The following is a 19,728-nucleotide window of genomic DNA, read 5'->3' as shown; positions in this document are numbered from 1 at the left end:
GACGCTCAATACCTCCCGGCAAGCCTCAGGGATACTCACCCTCCCGATACTGCCCCGCCACCTCTCGCAACACCTCGCATACCCACTGCCCCGGCAGGCTCTGCGGCAAGGCGGCATTACGGCAGATGCCCACCGAGCCGCCCGGCTCGCGCACGCCCAGGTCGAGTTCGACCAGTTCGCCACGGCGCAGGTCAAGCAATACCGCATCGCGCGGTGCCACCCAGACCGCATCGCTACCCAGCAGATAACGCCGACTCAGCGCCAGCGACAGGGCTTCCAGGCGCTGGGCCGGCATCTGGATGCCGCATTGCACGAACAGGCTGTCGGCGTGCTGGCGGATGGTCGTGCCTGCCGGCGGCAACACCAAGGGATAACGCCCGACCTGCGAGCGCTCCAGCGGGGCTGTAGCCAATAGCGGATGGCCGGGCCGCACCACCAGGCTCATCGACTCGCTGTACAGATGCTCGAACGACAAGCCCTGGATCTGCGGGCTGTCGGTCATGCGTCCGACCACCAGTTCCAGCTCGCCCAGGTGCAATTGCCCCAGCAATTGCGCGCTGACCCCGGTAACCACGCTGATCACCAGCGCCTCGTGCCGCTGATGCAACCGGCACAGCACTTCGGGCATCAACAGCCCTTCGACCGTGGACAAGACGCCGATGCGCACCTGCGAAGGTGCCCGCGCCTCACCGCGAAGGCTGCTAACCCCATCGCGCAACGCCTGCACGCTGGGGCCTGCGTAACGCATGAAGCGTGCGCCGGCCGGTGTCAGTTCGACGCCCTGGCGGCTACGTTCGAACAACCGCGTTTCAAGCAGGTCTTCGAGCTCCTTGAGGGTTTTGGAGATCGCCGGCTGACTGATGGCCAGAATGTCGGCAGCCCTAGCCAGGCTGCCTTGACGGGCAATCTCCAGGAAACACAGCAGGTGGCGGTACTTGATGCGGGTATCGAGGTTCATGCGGCAAGCTTACCGCATTGACGAACGTAGATAACCCGCGAACGCCCCAGCGCAGCCAGCAATCGACCGTCAGGCCACCGCCAACTCCACCGCCTCACCGTTCAAGCGTACCGGCCATACCCGCAACCGCTGGTCGTCGTCTTCCAGGCATCTACCGCTTTTCAAGCTGAAATGCTGCTTGTACAACGGTGCCGCCACCACCAACTCCCCCTGCAGGCTACCCACCAGTCCGCGGCCGATGATGTTGGCCCCGGAACGTGGGTCGCGGTTGTCCACAGCGTACAACGTCTGTGCCTGGCCTGGCAGATAGAACAGCGCCACCTGGGCTCCGTCGAACCACACCACAACGCCGGAATCGGCGACCAGGTCATTGGCCTGGCAGACCGTTTGCCAGTTCGGTTGCTTGGCGACAGCAGCATTGGACAGGTTCATCAGACAGCCTCCTCGGCGGTGGGGATCAGATGCAACGGTGCGGCAGGCCGGCGCTGATCGCGTTCACGAACGAAATGCACGTCCGGGTCGGGCCGCTGGTCGTTGACGAAGGTACGGAAGCGCTTGAGCTTTTCGGGGTCGTTCAGGGCGTTGGCCCATTCGCACTCATACTGGTCGACCACATGCTGCATCTGCGCCTCCAGCTCGGCGGCCAGCCCCAGGCTGTCGTCGAGAATCACCTGCTTGAGGTAGTCCAGGCCGCCTTCCAGACTTTCGCGCCACACCGAAGTGCGCTGCAACTTGTCGGCGGTCCGAATGTAGAACATCAGCACGCGGTCGATCAGGCGCACCAATGTCTCGTCGTCGAGGTCGGTGGCGAACAGCTCGGCATGGCGTGGTCGCATGCCGCCGTTGCCGCAGATGTATAGGTTCCAGCCCTTGTCGGTGGCGATCACGCCGATGTCCTTGCTCTGCGCTTCGGCGCATTCGCGGGTGCAGCCGGACACTGCGAACTTGAGCTTGTGCGGCGATCGCAGGCCTTTGTAGCGGTCTTCCAGGCGCAGCGCCATGCCCACACTGTCCTGCACGCCATACCGGCACCAGGTGCTGCCGACGCACGACTTCACCGTACGGGTCGACTTGCCGTAGGCATGGCCGGTCTCGAAGCCGGCGTCGATCAGCTCGCCCCAGATCAGCGGCAGTTCGTGCAACTGGGCACCGAACAGGTCGATACGCTGGCCGCCGGTGATCTTGGTGTAGAGGTCGTATTTCTTCGCCACCTGGCCAATCACGATCAGCTTGTCGGGGGTGATCTCGCCGCCCGGGATGCGCGGTACCACCGAGTAGGTGCCGTTCTTCTGCATGTTGGCCATGAAGGTGTCGTTGGTGTCCTGCAGCGGCACCAGGGCCGGGTCCATGATCGGCTGGTTCCAGCAGGAAGCGAGAATCGAGCCCACCGTCGGCTTGCAGATGTCGCAGCCGACATGGCCCTTGCCATGGCGTTCGAGCAACTCATTGAAGGTGCGGATACCTTCGACGCGGACCAGACCGTAAAGCTCCTGGCGGGTGTAGGCGAAGTGCTCGCACAGACGCTTGTCGACGGTGACGCCACGGGCAGTCAACTCATGCTCGAAGACCTGCTTGAGCAGGGCCGCGCAGCCGCCACAACCGGTCGCAGCCTTGGTGCAACCCTTGAGGGCAGCCAGGTCGCTACAGCCGCTGTCGATGGCTGCGCAGACCGCGCCCTTGCTGACATTGTGGCAGGAACAGATCGTCGCGCTGTCAGGCAAGGCGTCGGCCCCAAGCGCTGGGGCGCCGGCACTTTGCGGCAGGATCAAGCCCGCGGGGTCCGCTGGCAGGGCAATGCCGTTCTGGGCGTATTGCAACAGGGTGTCGTAGTAACTGTTGTCGCCAACCAGCACCGCGCCGAGCACGCGCTTGCCACTGGCATCGACCACCAGACGGCGGTAGGCGGCGGTGGCCTCGTCGATGAAGCGGTAGCTGCGCGACCCTGGGGTGGCGCCTTGGGCATCGCCGATGGAGCCGACATCGACCCCCAGCAGCTTGAGCTTGGTCGACATATCGGCACCGCCGAACTCGGCGGCCGCCTCACCGGTGAGCAGCGCCGCCAGATTACGGGCCATGCTGTAACCGGGGGCAACCAGACCGAAGATGCTGCCATTCCACGAAGCGCACTCGCCGATGGCGAAGATGCGCGGGTCGCTGGTGCGGCAGTGGCTGTCGATCACTACCCCACCGCGTGGGGCGATCTCGAGGCCACAGGCCCGCCCCAGGGCATCTTGCGGGCGGATACCAGCAGAAAATACGATCAGGTCGGTTTCCAGGTGCTCCCCACCATCGAAGTTCATCCGGTAGCGATAAGCCTCGCCGGCGCTGATCGACTGGGTGGCACGGGACAGGTGCACGCCCACGCCCAACGCTTCGATCCGTGCCTTGAGCGCAGCACCGCCCTCGCCGTCCAGTTGCACCGGCATCAACCGTGGGGCGAACTCGACAACATGGGCTTCCAGGCCCAGTGACTTGAGTGCATTGGCCGCTTCCAGGCCAAGCAGGCCGCCCCCCACCACCACGCCACGACGGGCACCGCTGGCGGCGGCTCGAATGGCGTCCAGGTCGTCGAGGGTGCGATAGACCAGTCGAGCATTGCCGCTGGAACCTTCGATCGGTGGCACGAAGGGATACGAGCCCGTGGCCAGGACCAGGTGGTCGTAGCCGTAACGGCCTTCGGCGGTGACCACTTCGCAGCGTTCGCGGTCGATCTGCAGCACCGCCTCGCCCAGATGCAGGTGCACACCGTTGTCGCCGTAGAACCCGTGTTCGCACAGGGCCAGGGTTTCGGCACAGCTGCCGCCGAAGTACTCGGACAGGTGCACACGGTCGTATGCACGCTGGCGCTCTTCGCCGAACACCCGCACCTCGAAGCGCGCCAGGGCGCCACGTTCGATCAGTTGCTCGACGCAGTGATGGCCGACCATGCCGTTGCCGACAATCACCACTCGCTCTCGTTGCCCGCCGTTCGCTGTTGCGTTCATAGCCGATCCTCGATCAAAAAAAAAGCGCCTGGAGCCGAAGCTCCAGGCGCCTTTGCCTGTACTCATCACGGTGGGCCCCTGATTGATCGCCGTTGATCAGTGGGGCATGTTGTGAAACGGATGTAGCAGGGAGTGTGCCAAATGCTGCTGGACCACTGCCGATGGGGTGACTGCGCTGGATTCATCGCCGTCAAGCCGGCGCCCACAGGTTCGGTGCGGTCTTCGCAGGCGCCGGCTTGCCGGCCATAAGGCATTGAAAACCGCACCACCGAAGTGCATCCCTCACCATCCCGGTGCAATCAATACACATCTCGCCGGTAGCGCTTGGCCTTGCTCAACGCTTCAACGTAAGCCTCCGCCGCCTCGTTGCTCATCTGGCCATGCACCGCCACGACCTCGCGCAGGGCGCCGTCCACATCCTTGGCCATACGCTGGGCATCGCCACACACATAGAAGTACGCCCCTGATTCAAGCCAGCGCCACACCTGCGCGCCTTGCTCACGCAGACGCTGTTGCACGTAGATCTTTTCGGCCTGGTCGCGGGAGAACGCGGTGTCCAGACGCAGATGCCCGGCTGCCACCCAGGCCAGCAGTTGCTCCTTGTAATAGAAATCACTGGCGGCGTACTGCTCGCCGAAGAACAGCCAGTTTTCGCCACAGGCACCGCGAGCCTCACGCTCTTCCAGAAACGCCCGGAACGGTGCGATGCCGGTACCGGGGCCGACCATGATCACAGGCGCGTTGTCGTCCTCCGGCAGGCGAAAGTGCTTCGATACCTGCGGGAAAATCGCCACCTTCAAGGTGTCCGCGCGGTCGGCGAGAAAAGCCGAGCAAACGCCCTTGCGCTGACCATAGCGTACGGTCGAGACGGTCAGGTGCACCTGATCGGGGTGAGCGGACGGGCTTGAACTGATCGAATACAGGCGCGGTTGCAGTGGTTTGAGCAACTCAAGCCAGCTGGCCAGCGGTAAGTCCTGAGGATACTCGCGCAGCACATCGGCCAACTGCCGGCCCCACAGCCACTCCTGCAATTCGGCCTTGTGCTCCGGTTGCAACAGACGCTGCAAGGCTGGCTGGTGGCGACCGAATACCTGCAACTGCTGCGGCGTGACCCGCGCGATCTCCAGGTGCTGCGCCAGGGCCTCAACCAAGGGCATGGCGGGCTTCCCGTTGAGTTCGACCAACGCCTGGCCATCGAGGTGCATCAACGCCAAGAGCTCTTCGACCAATGCCGGGCAGTTGCGTGGCCACACCCCAAGGGCATCACCGGCCTCATAGGTGAAGCCACTGCCAGCGAGGTCGAATACCAGCTGACGGGTTTCCTTGCTGGCTCCTGGGGCATTGAGCACGCGGTTTTCGAGTAGGGTCGCCGACCATGGTCGTTGCTTGCTGTAGAGCGGCGCCGGCACGGCTTCCCTGGCTGGTTCGAGCGTGGTGGCAGGCCCGAGCTCGGGCAGCAGGGCTTGGAGCCAGTTGGCGAAGGTTTCGTCGAAATCCGGCTCGCAGTCGACACGCGGCAACAGGCGTCGGCCGCCCAGCTCGGCAAGGCGCTGATCGAGCTTGCGGCCAAACCCGCAGAACTGGTCGTAGCTCGAGTCTCCAAGGGCCAGCACGGCATAGGGCAGATCGGCGCAATGCCCCCCCTCTTCGCCTTGCAACGCATTCCAGAACGCAGTACCGGTATCAGGCGCATCACCGTCGCCGAACGTGCTGGCAATCAGCACAACGCTCGCAGCGCCCTGCAACTGCCGTGGGGTGACCGCCTCCATGCAGTTCAACTGCACCGCCAGGCCGGCGCTGCGCAAGTGCCCAGCGCAACGCTCGGCCAGGGCTTCACCATTGCCGGTCTGCGATGCCCACAGCACTTGGTGCCGGGGGACATCGACCTGCGCAGGCGCCGACTGGGCGTAAAGCCCCGCCAGCAGCCCATCGACGAACAGACGTTGGGCCGCCGCCAGCGGCGCGTTGGCTGGCAGGCACGGCACCCCTTCAATGCGCGCCTGGTCCAGGCCGAGCAGGAAACCTTGCAAGTAGTGGCGCTCATCGTCGGCCAGAACCGGGGCAGGCAGCGCATCCAGGCCAAGCAGACGGGACAGCGTGGCGGTCGGCATGGTGGCGGGCTCCGAAGTGCGGGTGGCGGCGCCCAGGTCGAGGGCGTCGATGCGTTCACCGGCGACCCGCTCCAGGGCCACCGCGCAATGCTTGAAGGCCGGCTGCAGCGACAGGGGGTCGACCGCATCACAGGTCACGGCATTGATTGCCAAGTGCTCGCCGAACACATCGTTCCAGTGGAATGGCGCGAAACAATTGCCAGGCATGACCCGGTCACTGACCCGTGCGGGCAACACGGCCTGGCCACGGCGCGAGCGGATCGCCACTGGGTCCTTGTCGCGAATGCCCAGGCGCTCGGCATCTTCCGGATGCAGCTCGACGAAGGGGCCGGGCTCCAGCTTGTTCAGCGCCGGCACCTTGCCGGTCTTGGTCAGCGTGTGCCACTGGTGCTGCACGCGCCCGGTGTTGAGCACCAGGGGATAATCGGCATCCGGCAGCTCTGGTGCCGGCAGCCACGGCCTGGCGAAGAAACGCGCCTTGCCGCTGGGGGTAGGAAAAGCCAGTGCGGGGCGCAGGCCTTCGGCGTCGCTCACCAGGTGCTGGCTGCGACCGTCATTGAGGTAGCGCACTGGGCTGCGATCGCCCTCGTCGCCTGGCGCGCAGGGCCACTGGCGGGGGCTATGGCGCAGTTCGGGGTAGCCGATACCCCGCAGGTCGTAGCCTGTGGTGGGGTTCCAGAACTGGCGGATCTCCTCGTATACCGACTCGGCGTCGCGGTAGTCGAAGGCATGGGCATACCCCATGGCGCAGGCCACCCGGGCGATGAGTTGCCAGTCGGGCAAGCTCTGCCCCGGCGGCTCGACAGCGCGAGGCATGAGGGTAAGGTTGCGCTCGCTGTTGATCATCACACCCTCGCCTTCGGCCCAGAGCGCGGCAGGCAGGAGAATGTCGGCGTAGCGGTTGGTCTCGGTGTCGAGAAAGGCATCCTGGCTGATGACCAGTTCAGCCTGGCGCAGGCCCTCGATGACTTGCTGGCGATTGGCGACACTGGCCACGGGGTTACTGCAGATGATCCAGCAGGCTTTCACCTCGCCAGCCTTCATCTGCTCGAACAATGCCACCGTGCCCTCTGCACCTTCGCTGCGCAGGCTGCCTGGGCCAGGCCCCACTGGTGCTCGACAAAGGCCCGATCCGCATCCACCAGTGCCGAGCGCTGCCCCGGCAGGCCCGGCCCCATGTAGCCCATCTCGCGGCCCCCCATGGCATTGGGCTGCCCGGTCAAGGAGAACGGCCCGCTGCCTGGACGACAGATGGCGCCAGTGGCCAGGTGCAGATTGCACAGGGCATTGCTGTGCCAGGTGCCGTGGACACTCTGGTTCAGGCCCATGGTCCAGCAACTCATCCATTCCCCGGCCGAGCCGATCCACTCGGCGGCCTGACGAATATCGGCTTGCGCCAATCCGGTGATGGCGGCAACGCGCTCGGGGCTGTAGTCCTCGAGGAAATCGGGCATTTCGTCCCAACCCTCGGTATGGCGGGCGATGAAATCCGGGTCGGTATGACCATTGCGGTGCAGCAGATGCAGCAGGCCATTGAGCAGCGCCATGTCGCTGCCGGGACGCACTTGCAGGAACAGGTCGGCCTTGTCGGCAGTGGCCGTGCGGCGTGGGTCGACCACGATCAGCTTGGCCCCGGCCTTGACGCGGTCAAGCAGGCGCAGGAACAGAATCGGGTGGCAGTCGGCCATGTTCGCGCCGATCACCAGGAACACTTCGGCATGCTCGAAATCCTGGTAACTGCCGGGCGGGCCATCGGCGCCGAGCGAAAGCTTGTAGCCGCTGCCGGCGCTGGCCATGCACAGGCGCGAGTTTGATTCGATATGGCGGGTGCGGATGAAACCCTTGGCCAATTTATTGGCCAGGTACTGGGCTTCCAGCGACATTTGCCCAGAGACGTACAGTGCCACGGCATCGGCGCCGTGCTGGTCGATGATGCCACGCAAACGCCCGGCGGCTTGTTCGATGGCGAGGTCCAGAGAGGTGCGGGCTGGCTCCTGGTTGCGCTGCTGGCGCACGAAGGCCTCCTCCATACGCCCGGCAGCGTTCAGCGGCACATGGGCGGTGAGGCCCTTGGTGCACAGACGACCGAAATTGCTGGGGTGCAGCTTGTCGCCACTGACCTTACCGACCTTGCCATTGGCCACGCTCAACACAATGCCGCAGCCGACGCCGCAATACGGGCAGACACTGCGTACTTCGCTGCGGGTCATGGGTAGTCTCCTGTAGGCAGAAACGAAAAAGGCGCCGGCTGCCCCGAGCTTGCTTGGCAAGCGGGGGGCAACACGGCGCCTTTGTCGTGGAATGTCGGGGGGCATCGACGTTGATGGCCCTCTAGGCAGTGGCTGAGCAAGTTTTGGGCCAGCTGGACCGGCACCATCGCCGGCAAGCCGGCGCCTGCCGGTATCGGCCAGGCAGCGCACCACGCGGTGGCGTGATCAAGCCCCGCAGCGCTATGCTGGGGCACTTTTCATCAAGAGCCGCTTCCTGTCCCATGTCCAAGGTGATCCTCAAGACGCCCGCCCAACTCGACCTGATGCGCAACGCAGGCCAACTGTTGGCGCAGGTGTTCGCCGACCTCGACTGTTTTATTCGCCCCGGCATTACCACGATGCAGATCAACGACCGTGCCGAGGCCTTCATCACCCAGACCCTCAAGGCACGCCCGGCCAGCAAAGGCCAGTACGGCTTCCCCTACTCGCTCAACACCTCGGTGGACCATGTGGTGTGTCATGGCATGCCCAAGGCGGAGGAGGTGCTCCAGGAAGGCTCGATCATCAATGTCGATATCACCCTCGAACAGGGTGGCTACATCGCTGATTCATCGAAGATGTACAGCATCGGGGCCATAAGCGACGAGGCCCGCCGCCTGGTCGACACCACCTATGAGGCATTGTGGAAAGGCATCGGGCAGGTACGCCCCGGGGCCACCCTGGGCGATGTCGGTCACGCCATCCAGGCCCACGCCGAGGCGGCGGGCTACAGCGTGGTGCGCGAGTATTGCGGGCACGGTATCGGCAAGCAGATGCATGAGGCGCCCGAAGTGCTGCACTACGGCCAACGCGGCATGGGCATGAAGTTGCAACCGGGGATGGTGTTCACCATCGAGCCGATGATCAACCAGGGCGGGCGGGGAACACGAACGCTGCGCGATGGCTGGACAGTGATTACCCGCGACCACACGCTGTCGGCGCAGTGGGAGCATACCGTGGCGGTGACTGAAAACGGCGTCGAGGTACTGACGCTACGGGAGGAAGAGCGCAATCGTTGAGACTGGCGAGGTGGCGATGCCGTCCAATAGGGGCAAATCGGCGGCGACACCTTCCGCCACGCCGATTCAGCCGGCGCAGAAACAAAAAAAGCGACCCTAAGGTCGCTTTCTTCTTTGTGGCTTCCGGGTGTTCAGTGGGCCCTGGAAGCTGGAATATGGCGCAGCGGACGGGACTCGAACCCGCGACCCCCGGCGTGACAGGCCGGTATTCTAACCGACTGAACTACCGCTGCGCTATACATCGAGTGGTGGGTGATGACGGGATCGAACCGCCGACCCTCTGCTTGTAAGGCAGATGCTCTCCCGGCTGAGCTAATCACCCTTTCGTCTCGGTGTGGCGCGCATTCTACGGATGACCTCCCACCCTGGCAAGCACTTTTTTCGACTTTTTTAAAAAAAATTTTCAGGCCTTTCAAAGACCTAGCAGCAGCTGGCTTTTCCTTCTCTCTATATAGCTACTGGCCCTATGACAGGGTTGGCCTGGGACCACCCCTCGGAGAATAATGCCCGCCTTATGCACTAAGGAGAGATTCCCCCTCATGTGGTTCAAGAACCTGCTGACCTACCGCTTGACCCAGGATGTCCCGTTCGAGCCCGAAGCGCTGGAAGCTGCCCTGGCCAGCAAGCCGGCCCGCCCCTGCGCCAGCCAGGAGCTGACCACCTATGGTTTCGTCGCGCCGTTCGGCAAGGGCGAGGATGCCCCGCTGGTGCACGTCAGCGGCGAATTCCTGCTGATTGCCGCGCGCAAGGAAGAGCGCATCCTGCCTAGCAGCGTGGTCAACGATGCGGTGAAGGAAAAGGTCGAAGAGATCGAGACCGAGCAAATGCGCAAGGTCTATAAAAAGGAGCGCGACCAGATCAAGGACGACATCATCCAGGCGTTCCTGCCACGCGCGTTCATCCGTCGCTCGATGATCTTCGCCGCCATCGCCCCGCGCCTGGGCATGATTCTGGTCAACTCGGCCAGTGCCAAGCGCGCCGAAGACCTGTTGTCGACCCTGCGTGAAGTCATGGGCTCGCTGCCGGTTCGCCCGGCGACCGTGAAGATCGCGCCGACCGCGACGATGACCGACTGGGTCAAGTCGCAACAGGCGGCCGAAGGCTTCTATGTGCTGGACGAGTGCGAGCTGCGCGACACCGCCGAAGACGGTGGCATCGTGCGCTGCAAGCGTCAGGACCTGACCGGTGAGGAAATCCAGCTGCACCTGAGCACCGGCAAGGTGGTTACCCAACTGGCCCTGGCCTGGCAGGACAAATTGTCGTTCGTGCTCGACGACAAGATGGTGATCAAGCGCCTGAAGTTCGAGGAGTTGCTGCAAGAGCAGGCCGAACAGGACGGTGGCGACGAAGCCCAGCAACAGTTCGATGCCAGCTTCACGTTGATGATGATGACCTTCACCGAGTTCTTGCCGGCGCTGTTCGAGGCACTGGGTGGCGAGGAGATCCCACAAGGGGTCTGAGTCGCATCGACTGGCGGTGCTGGCCGGGAATTCAGTCTGGGTCAGTAGCGGCCCTATCGCCGGCAAGCCGGCTCCTGCAGGGGTTCGCAACACCTGCAGGAGCCGGCTTGCCGGCGATAGGGCCTGCAAAAAACAGCGTTTAACAGAACAAGGACCTGCCCATGCGTGCACTCGCCGCCCTCAGCCGCTTCGTCGGCAACACCTTCGCCCTGTGGGTACTGGTGTTCGCCTGCCTGGCCTTCCTGCAACCACAATGGTTCATCGCGCTGAAAGTGGCCATCGTGCCGCTCCTGGGTGTGGTGATGTTCGGCATGGGCCTTACGCTCAAGCTCGACGACTTCGCCGCCCTCGCTCGCCAGCCGTGGCGCGTTGCCCTCGGGGTGGTGGCGCATTTCGTGATCATGCCAGGCATGGCCTGGTTGCTTTGCCAGCTATTCCACCTGCCCGCCGAAATCGCGGTGGGTGTGATCCTGGTTGGCTGCTGCCCCAGTGGCACGGCTTCGAACGTGATGGTGTGGCTGTCCAAGGGCGACCTTGCCTTGGCGGTGGCGATCGCAGCGGTAACCACCCTGCTCGCGCCACTGCTCACCCCGGCGCTGATCTGGTTCTTGGCTTCGGCCTGGTTGCCAGTGTCCTTCATGGACATGTTCTGGTCGATTCTGCAGCTGGTGATGCTGCCGATCGTGCTCGGCGTGCTGGCCCAGCGCCTGCTCGGTGCGCGGGTCCAAGTGGCGGTACAGGTACTGCCGCTGGTGTCGGTGATCAGCATCGTGATGATCGTCTGCGCCGTGGTGGCAGCCAGCCAGGCGAAGATTGCCGAGTCCGGCCTGCTGATCATGGCGGTGGTGGTACTGCACAACAGCTTCGGCTACCTGCTGGGTTACCTCACCGGCAAGCTGTGCAAACTGCCACTGGCCCAGCGCAAGTCGCTGGCGCTGGAGGTGGGCATGCAGAACTCGGGGCTTGGCGCGGCGTTGGCTGCGGCGCACTTCTCCCCGCTGGCGGCAGTGCCGAGTGCGTTGTTCAGCGTTTGGCACAATATTTCCGGGGCGTTGCTGTCCACCTGGTTCCGCCGCCTGGAAGCGCCGAAGCCTGCGGTTGGAGACATTGAACCGGCCGGGAATTGACAGCGTGCCTGTGCCGACCTCTTCGCGGGTAAACCCGTTCACACAGGTTGTCTGCTGCAGTCGGACAGGGGGCGATCACGTCGGCACAGGCTTGCCCGGAACCGCGCAAATGTGCACTATAGTGCCCACTGTGAGGACGGCCTCACGACGCACCGCGTGACCATTCCGGGGACGGCCCCATCTTTCAAACGATGGAGACACACTCATGTCCTGGATCATTCTGTTCTTCGCCGGCTTGTTCGAAGTCGGCTGGGCGGTCGGCCTCAAGTACACCGACGGCTTCAGCAAACCCTTGCCCACCGTGCTCACCGTCGCGGCCATGGCCATCAGCCTCGGTCTGCTGGGGCTTGCGATGAAGGAACTGCCCCTGGGCACCGCCTACGCCATCTGGACCGGTGTCGGCGCAGTCGGCACGGTGATCGCTGGCATCATCCTGTTCGGCGAATCCATGGCTCTGGTGCGACTGGCCAGCGTGGCACTGATCGTCACCGGCCTGGTCGGCCTGAAGGTCAGCGCCAGCTGACCTTCCCCCTGCACCTCAGCGAACCTCCCCTCGCAAGCGACTGACCTGCTCACGCAGGGCTTCAGGCTGCGCCGCCTCCACCGGGATGGCGGCGCCAGCCACGATGGTCACGCGTGACCACAGGCGCTTGAAGAAGCCCTTGGCCGGATCACGGCTGAAGAAGCTGCCCCACAACCCTTGCAGTGCCAGGGGAATCACCGGCACCGGGGTTTCATCGAGAATACGGCTGACGCCACCTTTGAATACGTCGATCTCCCCGTCACCGGTCAGCTTGCCCTCGGGGAAGATGCACACCACCTCGCCCGCCTTCAGGTACTCGGCAATGCGGGCAAAGGCACGCTCGTAGATCACCTCGTCCTCGCCGCGCCCGGCAATGGGAATGGCGCCTGCGGTGCGGAACACGAAGTTGAGCACCGGTAGGTTGAAGATCTTGTAGTACATGACGAACCGTATTGGCCGGCGAATGGCCCCACCCAGCAGCAAGGCGTCGACGAACGAGACATGGTTGCACACCAACAGCGCCGCGCCCTCGTCAGGAATACGCTCAAGGTCACGGTGCTCCACCCGGTACATGGAATGGCTGAGCAACCAGATCAGGAAGCGCATGGTGAATTCCGGCACGATGCGGAAGATGTAGGCGTTCACCAGGACATTGAGCAACGACACCACCAGGAACAGCTGCGGGATGGTCAGCTCCGCCAGCCCCAGCAGGAGGATGGTGAGAATCGCCGAAACCACCATGAACAAGGCGTTGAGGATGTTGTTGGCGGCGATGACCCGAGCGCGCTGGTCTTCGGCCGTGCGGGCCTGGATCAATGCGTACAGCGGCACGATGTAGAAACCACCGAACACACCAAGCCCGACGATCGACAGCATGATCCACCAGGCTTGGCTCATGCCCAGCAAGGTCAACCAGTCGTGGGGGGTGGCTGCGGCTGGTACATCCCCTGAATGCCACCACCAGAGCAGGCCGAACAGGGTCAGGCCGAACGAGCCGAACGGCACCAGGCCGATCTCCACCTTGCGCCCACTGAGGCGCTCGCACAGCAGTGAACCCAGGGCGATGCCCACCGAGAACAAGGTCAGCACCAGGGTCACGACCGTGCCGTCTCCGTGCAGCCAGTCTTTGGCGTAGGCCGGGATCTGGGTCAGGTAGATGGCGCCGACGAACCAGAACCAGGAGTTGCCGACGATCGAGCGCGATACCGCCGGCGTCTGCCCCAGGCCCATGCGCAGGATCGCCCAGGACTGCTTGAAGATGTTCCAGTCCAGCGGCATCTGCGGGGAGGCGGCAGCGGCGCGCGGAATCCAGCGGCTGGCCAGGTAACCCAACACCGCGGTACCGACCACGCCGCCCGCCACCACCGCGGCATAGCTGTCGGTCGACATCATCACCCCAGCGCCGATGGTGCCGGCGAGGATCGCCAGGAATGTGCCCATCTCCACCAGCCCGTTACCGCCCACCAGCTCTTCTTCACGCAGGGCCTGGGGCAGGATCGAATACTTTACCGGGCCGAACAGCGCCGAGTGGGTCCCCATGCCGAACAACGCCACCAACATCAGCACCAGGTGATCGGTGACGAAGCCGACCGCACCGATCGCCATGATGCCGATCTCGGCCAGCTTGATCGCGCGGATCAACGCGTCCTTGGCGAATTTCTCGCCAAACTGACCGCCCAGTGCCGAGAACAGGAAGAACGGCAGGATGAACAGCAACGCGCACAGGTTGACCCAGATCGAGCGGTCGTCGTCCCCGAGGCTGAGCTTGAACAGGATCGCCAGGATCAATGACTGCTTGAACAGGTTGTCGTTGAAAGCACCCAGCAACTGGGTGACGAAAAACGGCAGGAAGCGCCGTTTGCCGAGCAAGGTGAATTGCGAGGGGTGACTCATCGTCCATGTTCCTGAAGTGCTTTTGTCATTGGAGGCACGTTCAACGCGGCAGGCCACAAATCTGCACGGGAAAGCCTCGGGTTGGCAAGCCAGGCCGTGAATTTGGGCGCTTCATCACAGAATGATGGCCATGTGACAGCAAATTTAATGCATTCCTGGTTCAGATTTTGATACATATGACGATAATTCATATAGATGACTACATCTCGTAGCGGGAATGGACCTCCGGTCTCCTCCAACACATAAGAAAAGGAGCGCAGCAGTTTATGTTTATCGGGTTCGGCGACCTGAAGATCGCCAGTAAACTCTTCCTTGGTTTTGGCCTGGTGCTGTGCCTGACCCTTGCCCAGTCATTGATCAGCTGGAACGGACTCGGCAGCCTGGTGCGCCGCAGCGAGGTGGTCAACGATGTCTCACGCCTGAACGATGTGCTCGGCGACTTGCGCGAGGCCCGCCTGCGCCATGCCATGGCCAATGGCGAGGAAAGCCAGGCCAAGGCGTTGCAGGCCGCGCTGGAGGCTTTCCAGGCGCCGATGGCGAAATTGCGGGCCGTCCTGGTCAAGAGCGACAATCTCTCGCGGCTGCACGATGCCGAGCAAACCTTGCAGGCCTATGCGCACAACCAGTCGCTGAGCTTCCAGTCCTATCAGAAGATGCGCGAAGCGCAGAAGGAAATGGGCGCGCTGGCCACGCGCTCATTCGCCAGCATCGAAGAAATCCGCCAGCAGGTGCGTGCGCTGCCGGATGCCGAACAGCGTTTCGAGCGCAGCGAAGCGATCAACCAGATCCGCGAAAACCTGATCCTGCTGCGCTACCACGTGCGTGGCTATACCGGTAACACCAATGCCGACACCGAACAGTTGATGAACGCGCAGATCGCTACCACCGTGAATGATCTGCCAGGGCTGGTGGCGAAGTTCAACGGCAGCTTTGGCCCGCAGTTCGAACAGTTGAACGGCCAGGTACATGCCTACGCCGCGGCCGTGGAAGCCTTCCGGGGCGAGGTAAGCAAACTGGTGGACTACCGCAACGCCATGGGCCAGAACGTCGAAACCCTGAACAGCGTGATTGGCCAACTGCTCGATGCCCAGGCGGCGTCGGTGAGAGACGACAGCCAGTTCGCCAGGACCTTGCAGTTGGTCACCACCGCCCTCGCCCTGCTGTTGGGTGCTTTGGCGGCGGTCATCATCGCCCGTCAGATCAGCCAGCCGCTGCAGCGTGTGCTGCGCGCCATGGAGCAAGTGGCTGCGGGCGATCTCAGCGAGCAACCGGCCAGCCAGCGCCGCGATGAACTGGGCCAGTTGCAGAACAGCCTGAAGACCATGACCGGGAACCTGCGCCAACTCATTGCCCGTGTTCGTGACGGCATCTCGCAGATCGCCAGTTCCACCGAGCAATTGTCGGCCATTACCGAGCAAACCAGCGCTGGCGCCACTCACCAGAAAGTGGAAACGGACCAGGTGGCCACCGCCATGCAGGAAATGGCAGCCACTGTTCATGAAGTGGCGCGCAATGCCGGTGAAGCCTCGCAAGCCGCCAGCGCCACCGACCAGGAAGCCCGTGAGGGCGACCACGTAGTGAGCCGCGCGGTTGTGCAGATAGATCGCCTGGCCAGCCAAGTGGCGGCCACCGGTGAAGCCATGGATGCGCTGCGCAGCGAAAGCCAGCGCATCGGCAAGGTGATGGACGTGATCAAGGCGGTGGCCGAGCAGACCAACCTGCTGGCGCTCAACGCCGCCATCGAGGCCGCCCGCGCTGGTGAAGCTGGCCGTGGCTTCGCGGTTGTGGCGGATGAAGTGCGCAGCCTGGCCCAGCGCACCCAGGCGTCCACCGAAGAGATCGAATCGGCGATCGGCAGCCTGGAGCAAGGCACTCGCTCGGTCAGTGAGCTGATGCAAGAGAGCCAGAGCTTGACCGCGAGCAGCGTTGCACTGGTGCGCGAAGCAGGTCTGGCGCTGGAAGGGATCACCCAGCGGGTTTCCGGAATCCAGTCGATGAACCAGCAGATTGCTGCGGCATCGGAGCAGCAGAGCGCAGTGGCTGAAGAAATCAGCCGTAGCGTGGTGACGGTAAGGGACATTTCAGAGCAAACGGCAGAAGCGAGTCAGCAGACATCGGCATCCAGTGTCGAGTTGGCGCGGTTGGGCGGGCAATTGCAGGAGATGATCAGCCGGTTCCGGCTGTGATGCGGGTGTAAGGCTTCTGGCCTCTTCGCGGGTGAACCCGCGAAGGCCAGTACAGCCCACCGGTCACGCAAACCCGAACAGCGATCGAGCGGTATCCACCAACAACGCCCGACGCAACTCGGTCGAACAACCCAGCGCCTCGAACTGCTCTATCACCGTGGTAAAGCTCACCGCCGACTCATGCTGGGTATGCGGCCAGTCACTGCCCCACATCAGACGCTCGGCGCCATAGTGCGCTTCAAGCGCAACCAGCGCCCGGCGGGCGAACGCCAGGTTCTGCTCGGGCGAACCTTCCAGCCGATAGACACCGGACACTTTCACCCAGACCTTGCCTTTGCCGCCCAGGGTCAGCATCTCGGCGAAACCTGGCTGGCCCAAACCGCCACGGGCATCGGGCCGACCAAAGTGATCGATGACGATATCCAGGCCATAGGGCTCCAGGGCGCGGACCAGCCTGGGCAGGTCCGCCACAGGCCGGTGTAGCTCCAGATGCCAGCCCTGCTCGCCAATGCGTTCCAGCATCGGGCGCCATTGCGCATCCGTCAGGTCTGGCAGAGCCTGGCCCATCAGGTTCAGGCGAACACCCCTCACGCCCTGGCGAGTCATGTCATCGAGCGTCTGGCGCTCGACGTCCCGGTCAAGCATCACCACGCCTCGCAATTGCCCCGGGACGGTCTGCAGGGCGCTCAGCAGGTAGCGGTTGTCGGTGCCCAGGAAGCTGGGCTGGACCAGCACACCATGGCTGAAACCATAGTGCTGAAGCTGGCTCAGGTAATCGCCCAGGGGGGCGTCATAACTGGGCGCATAACGCCGCTCGCTGGCCAGGTTCAGCCCACGGCTGAACACGTGGGCATGGCTGTCGATGGCGGTCAGGGTTGGAGCGGGAACGTCGGGCATGGCTCTCATCGAAACGGGTTGATCGAAATTACTTGGTCACAGCGCCAGACAGCGCCGGTGCCGGTTCGGCTTCGAGGGTGCGGCCACGGGTTTCCGGCAGGCACAGCGCGGCGATCACGGCAACGCCATAGGCGATGCCCGCATCGATACCGATGGCCGACCCCAAGGACATGGACTCGCTCATATGGCCGACCAGGAACGGGAACACCGCCGACAGCACACGCCCGAAGTTGTAGCAGAAGCCCACCCCGGCACCGCGCACATCAGCTGGGTACAGCTCGTTGAAGAACGACCCCAGACTGGCCGGAATACCCGCTGCGAAGAAGCCCAGCGGGAAACCGAGGAACAGCATCTGGGTATTGGTCAGCGGGAAGAACACATAGGCCTGCACGGTCAGTACGCAGCACAGCGCGAACAGCAGGATGTTCTTGCGACGGCCAATACGGTCGATCAACTGGCCACTCACGACGCAGCCACACCAGAAGGCGAAGATGATCACGGCCAGGTAGCCGCCGGAGTTCAGCACCGAGAGGTTGCGCTCGGTCTTCAGGAAGGTCGGCAGCCATGTCATGACGGCATGGTAACCACCATGGGCACCCAGGCCCAGCAGGCCACCCAACAGCGTCACGCGCAGCAGTTCCGGGCGGAAGATACCGGCCATGGACGTGAAGAAGCTGCCGGGGATGGCCTTCTCTTTCTGCAAGCGCTGGAAACTGTCCGTCTCTTGCACGTTGCGGCGCACCCAAATGATCAGCAGCGACGGCAGCAACCCGACGAAGAACATCACCCGCCAGGCGAATTCCTGCGGCACCAGCGAATAGATCAGCGCGAACAGCGCCACCGCCAGCCCCCAGCCCACGGCCCAGGCGCTTTGCACGGTGCCCATGACCTTGCCGCGGTATTTCGGGTTGATGGTCTCGGCCATCAGCACCGCGCCGGCAGCCCACTCACCGCCAATGCCAAAGCCTTGCATGGCCTTGACGAACAGCAGCGGGTAGAAGCCGGTAACGAAGGCCGAGAGGAAGGTGAAGAAGGAGAACCAGAGGATCATCCACTGCAGGGTACGCACGCGGCCATAGCGGTCCGACAGGGTACCGCCCAGCCAACCACCGATTGCCGAAGTGACCAGGGTCAGGCCGCTGATCAGGCCGGCATCGCCCTTGGTCAGGGAAAACGCGGCGATCAGGGCGGGAATCGCCAGGCCGAACATCTGCACTTCCAGCGCATCGAGCGACCAGCCACCGAAACAGGCCCAGAACGTCTTGCGTTCCCGTGAAGTGATCTGGCGATACCAGCTGAACATGATTGTTATCCTTCTAGTCGTGTGTGTGACGGTCGGGCGCGCCGAAGCGCTTGGCACGCGTCGACCGGGCAGGCGAAGCCACTGCGCCCTGACGCCAGGGCACAGACGGGTAACGGGATGAAACCGGCTTAGCGAATGTCGATGCGGTAGCGGAAGTGCTGCGCATGGCCGCGTGAACGGCGCCACTCCAGAGGTTTGCCGGCGTAATCACGGGCCAGGCGCTCGATCACCACTACCGGGCTGTCGACCGGCAGTTGCAGCACGCGCGCATGCACCGCATCGACCGCTTCGGCGGTCAGGGTCTCTTCAGCGGAGGCGACGACCTGGCCGCATAGCGCTTCATAGATGGGGTAAAGCAGCGGGCCCTTCTGGTTGAGGTCGACCTCCAGCAAGGGCTGGAAGGTCTGGCGCGGCAACCAGATTTCTTCGGCCAGCACCGGCTGGGCCCCCAGCAGACGGGTACGGATGATACGGATGACTTCGGCCTCGGTCGGCAGTCCAAGCGCTTGGGCCACAGCGGAAGGCGCCAGGACCGGCTCGATGGACAGAATTCGGCTTTCCGGCATCACCCGTTCGCCACTGACGGTTTCGAAGCGGAAGAATCGGAACAGCGAGGACTGGAACTGTGGGCGGCGGATGAAGGTACCCCGGCCCTGCTGGCGTTCCAGCACGCCTTCGGCCACCAGCGCATCGACGGCTTTGCGCACGGTGCCGACAGACATGTCGAACTCGGCCGACAACGCCGCTTCGGTGGGAATAGCCTCGCCTGGACGCCAGCGGTTGTTGGCGATCTGCTCCACGAGGTGGTCGCGCAGCAGTTGATAGCGGGGAAGTCGAGCATCACCGGACAGTGGGTGCATGGGTCGCTCTCGTGTTGTTATATAAACATATATATGAATTTTTCCGAGAGTATTCCCGGTGGGTGCTGGCATGTCAATCCTCCACCGGTCAGCTCTGGCCCGAGTCCGAAGCGTTGCTCAGCGAAGGTGAACTGGCGACGAAACAGCAGACACAGGCG

Annotated in this window: 12 protein-coding genes, 2 tRNA genes and 1 pseudogene; 5 read left to right on the top strand and 10 right to left on the bottom strand. The window is 63.5% G+C overall.

What is annotated here, in order from left to right:
• Window positions 1–25: 25 nt before the first annotated feature.
• The 4 genes and pseudogenes from pcaQ to VXM67_RS08325 all read right to left on the bottom strand — a co-directional run.
• Window positions 26–958 (bottom strand): pca operon transcription factor PcaQ, encoded by a 933-nt coding sequence (gene pcaQ / locus VXM67_RS08340; RefSeq protein WP_104882075.1) that lies wholly within the window; start codon window positions 956–958, stop codon window positions 26–28.
• 69 nt (window positions 959–1,027) lie between these two features.
• A complete protein-coding gene (nirD, locus tag VXM67_RS08335) occupies window positions 1,028–1,390 on the bottom strand; it encodes a nitrite reductase small subunit NirD (protein WP_104882863.1) in 363 nt (120 codons plus the stop codon).
• Window positions 1,390–3,942 (bottom strand): nitrite reductase large subunit NirB, encoded by a 2,553-nt coding sequence (gene nirB / locus VXM67_RS08330; RefSeq protein ID WP_367237593.1) that lies wholly within the window; start codon window positions 3,940–3,942, stop codon window positions 1,390–1,392. Before nirB ends, nirD begins: the two co-directional genes overlap by 1 nt.
• Before the next feature lie 302 nt (window positions 3,943–4,244).
• Window positions 4,245–8,228: pseudogene (locus VXM67_RS08325) on the bottom strand (molybdopterin-dependent oxidoreductase); the annotation flags it as partial.
• A gap of 316 nt (window positions 8,229–8,544) precedes the next feature.
• On the opposite strand from VXM67_RS08325, the gene map reads away from it, so the two are divergent.
• Window positions 8,545–9,321 carry a type I methionyl aminopeptidase gene (map, locus tag VXM67_RS08320; protein WP_104882077.1) on the top strand — a complete coding sequence of 259 codons (777 nt, stop codon included), beginning with the start codon at window positions 8,545–8,547 and terminating at the stop codon, window positions 9,319–9,321.
• A 156-nt stretch (window positions 9,322–9,477) separates the two neighbouring features.
• On the opposite strand, the gene VXM67_RS08315 is transcribed toward map, so the two are convergent.
• Both VXM67_RS08315 and VXM67_RS08310 read right to left on the bottom strand, forming a co-directional pair.
• Window positions 9,478–9,554: transfer RNA gene (locus VXM67_RS08315), tRNA-Asp, on the bottom strand.
• 13 nt (window positions 9,555–9,567) lie between these two features.
• A tRNA-Val gene (locus VXM67_RS08310) sits at window positions 9,568–9,643 on the bottom strand.
• A gap of 217 nt (window positions 9,644–9,860) precedes the next feature.
• Between VXM67_RS08310 and rdgC the strand changes: the two genes are divergently transcribed.
• The 3 genes from rdgC (at window position 9,861) to sugE (ending at window position 12,431) form a co-directional block, all read left to right on the top strand.
• Window positions 9,861–10,781: a recombination-associated protein RdgC gene (gene rdgC, locus VXM67_RS08305; protein WP_027906891.1), complete on the top strand. Its 921-nt coding sequence runs from the start codon at window positions 9,861–9,863 to the stop codon at window positions 10,779–10,781.
• A gap of 161 nt (window positions 10,782–10,942) precedes the next feature.
• Window positions 10,943–11,908 (top strand): bile acid:sodium symporter family protein, encoded by a 966-nt coding sequence (locus VXM67_RS08300; RefSeq protein WP_023379201.1) that lies wholly within the window; start codon window positions 10,943–10,945, stop codon window positions 11,906–11,908.
• 205 nt (window positions 11,909–12,113) lie between these two features.
• A complete protein-coding gene (gene sugE, locus VXM67_RS08295; RefSeq protein ID WP_023379200.1) occupies window positions 12,114–12,431 on the top strand; it encodes a quaternary ammonium compound efflux SMR transporter SugE in 318 nt (105 codons plus the stop codon).
• Between the two features lie 15 nt (window positions 12,432–12,446).
• Here sugE and VXM67_RS08290 read toward each other — a convergent pair whose 3' ends face one another.
• On the bottom strand, window positions 12,447–14,324 hold the full coding sequence (locus tag VXM67_RS08290; protein WP_367237592.1) for a 1-acyl-sn-glycerol-3-phosphate acyltransferase: 1,878 nt from the start codon (window positions 14,322–14,324) through the stop codon (window positions 12,447–12,449).
• 266 nt (window positions 14,325–14,590) lie between these two features.
• On the opposite strand from VXM67_RS08290, the gene VXM67_RS08285 reads away from it, so the two are divergent.
• Window positions 14,591–16,510 carry a methyl-accepting chemotaxis protein gene (locus VXM67_RS08285; RefSeq protein ID WP_023379198.1) on the top strand — a complete coding sequence of 640 codons (1,920 nt, stop codon included), beginning with the start codon at window positions 14,591–14,593 and terminating at the stop codon, window positions 16,508–16,510.
• 63 nt (window positions 16,511–16,573) lie between these two features.
• On the opposite strand, the gene VXM67_RS08280 is transcribed toward VXM67_RS08285, so the two are convergent.
• The 3 genes from VXM67_RS08280 to VXM67_RS08270 all read right to left on the bottom strand — a co-directional run bounded on the left by VXM67_RS08280 (window position 16,574) and on the right by VXM67_RS08270 (window position 19,570).
• Window positions 16,574–17,407, bottom strand: coding sequence for an amidohydrolase (locus VXM67_RS08280; RefSeq protein WP_367237591.1), 834 nt, complete (start codon window positions 17,405–17,407; stop codon window positions 16,574–16,576).
• 28 nt (window positions 17,408–17,435) lie between these two features.
• A complete protein-coding gene (locus VXM67_RS08275) occupies window positions 17,436–18,710 on the bottom strand; it encodes an MFS transporter (RefSeq protein ID WP_367237590.1) in 1,275 nt (424 codons plus the stop codon).
• Window positions 18,711–18,838: 128 nt separating this feature from the next.
• Entirely contained in the window at window positions 18,839–19,570 is a 732-nt protein-coding gene (locus VXM67_RS08270) for a GntR family transcriptional regulator (protein ID WP_023379195.1), read from the bottom strand.
• Between the last annotated feature and the right edge of the window lie 158 nt (window positions 19,571–19,728).

It is taken from the genome of Pseudomonas sp. Rh2 (genome assembly GCF_040762985.1).
Classification (GTDB): Bacteria; Pseudomonadota; Gammaproteobacteria; order Pseudomonadales; family Pseudomonadaceae; genus Aquipseudomonas; species Aquipseudomonas taiwanensis.
This window is presented reverse-complemented; position numbering and strand designations above follow the sequence as displayed.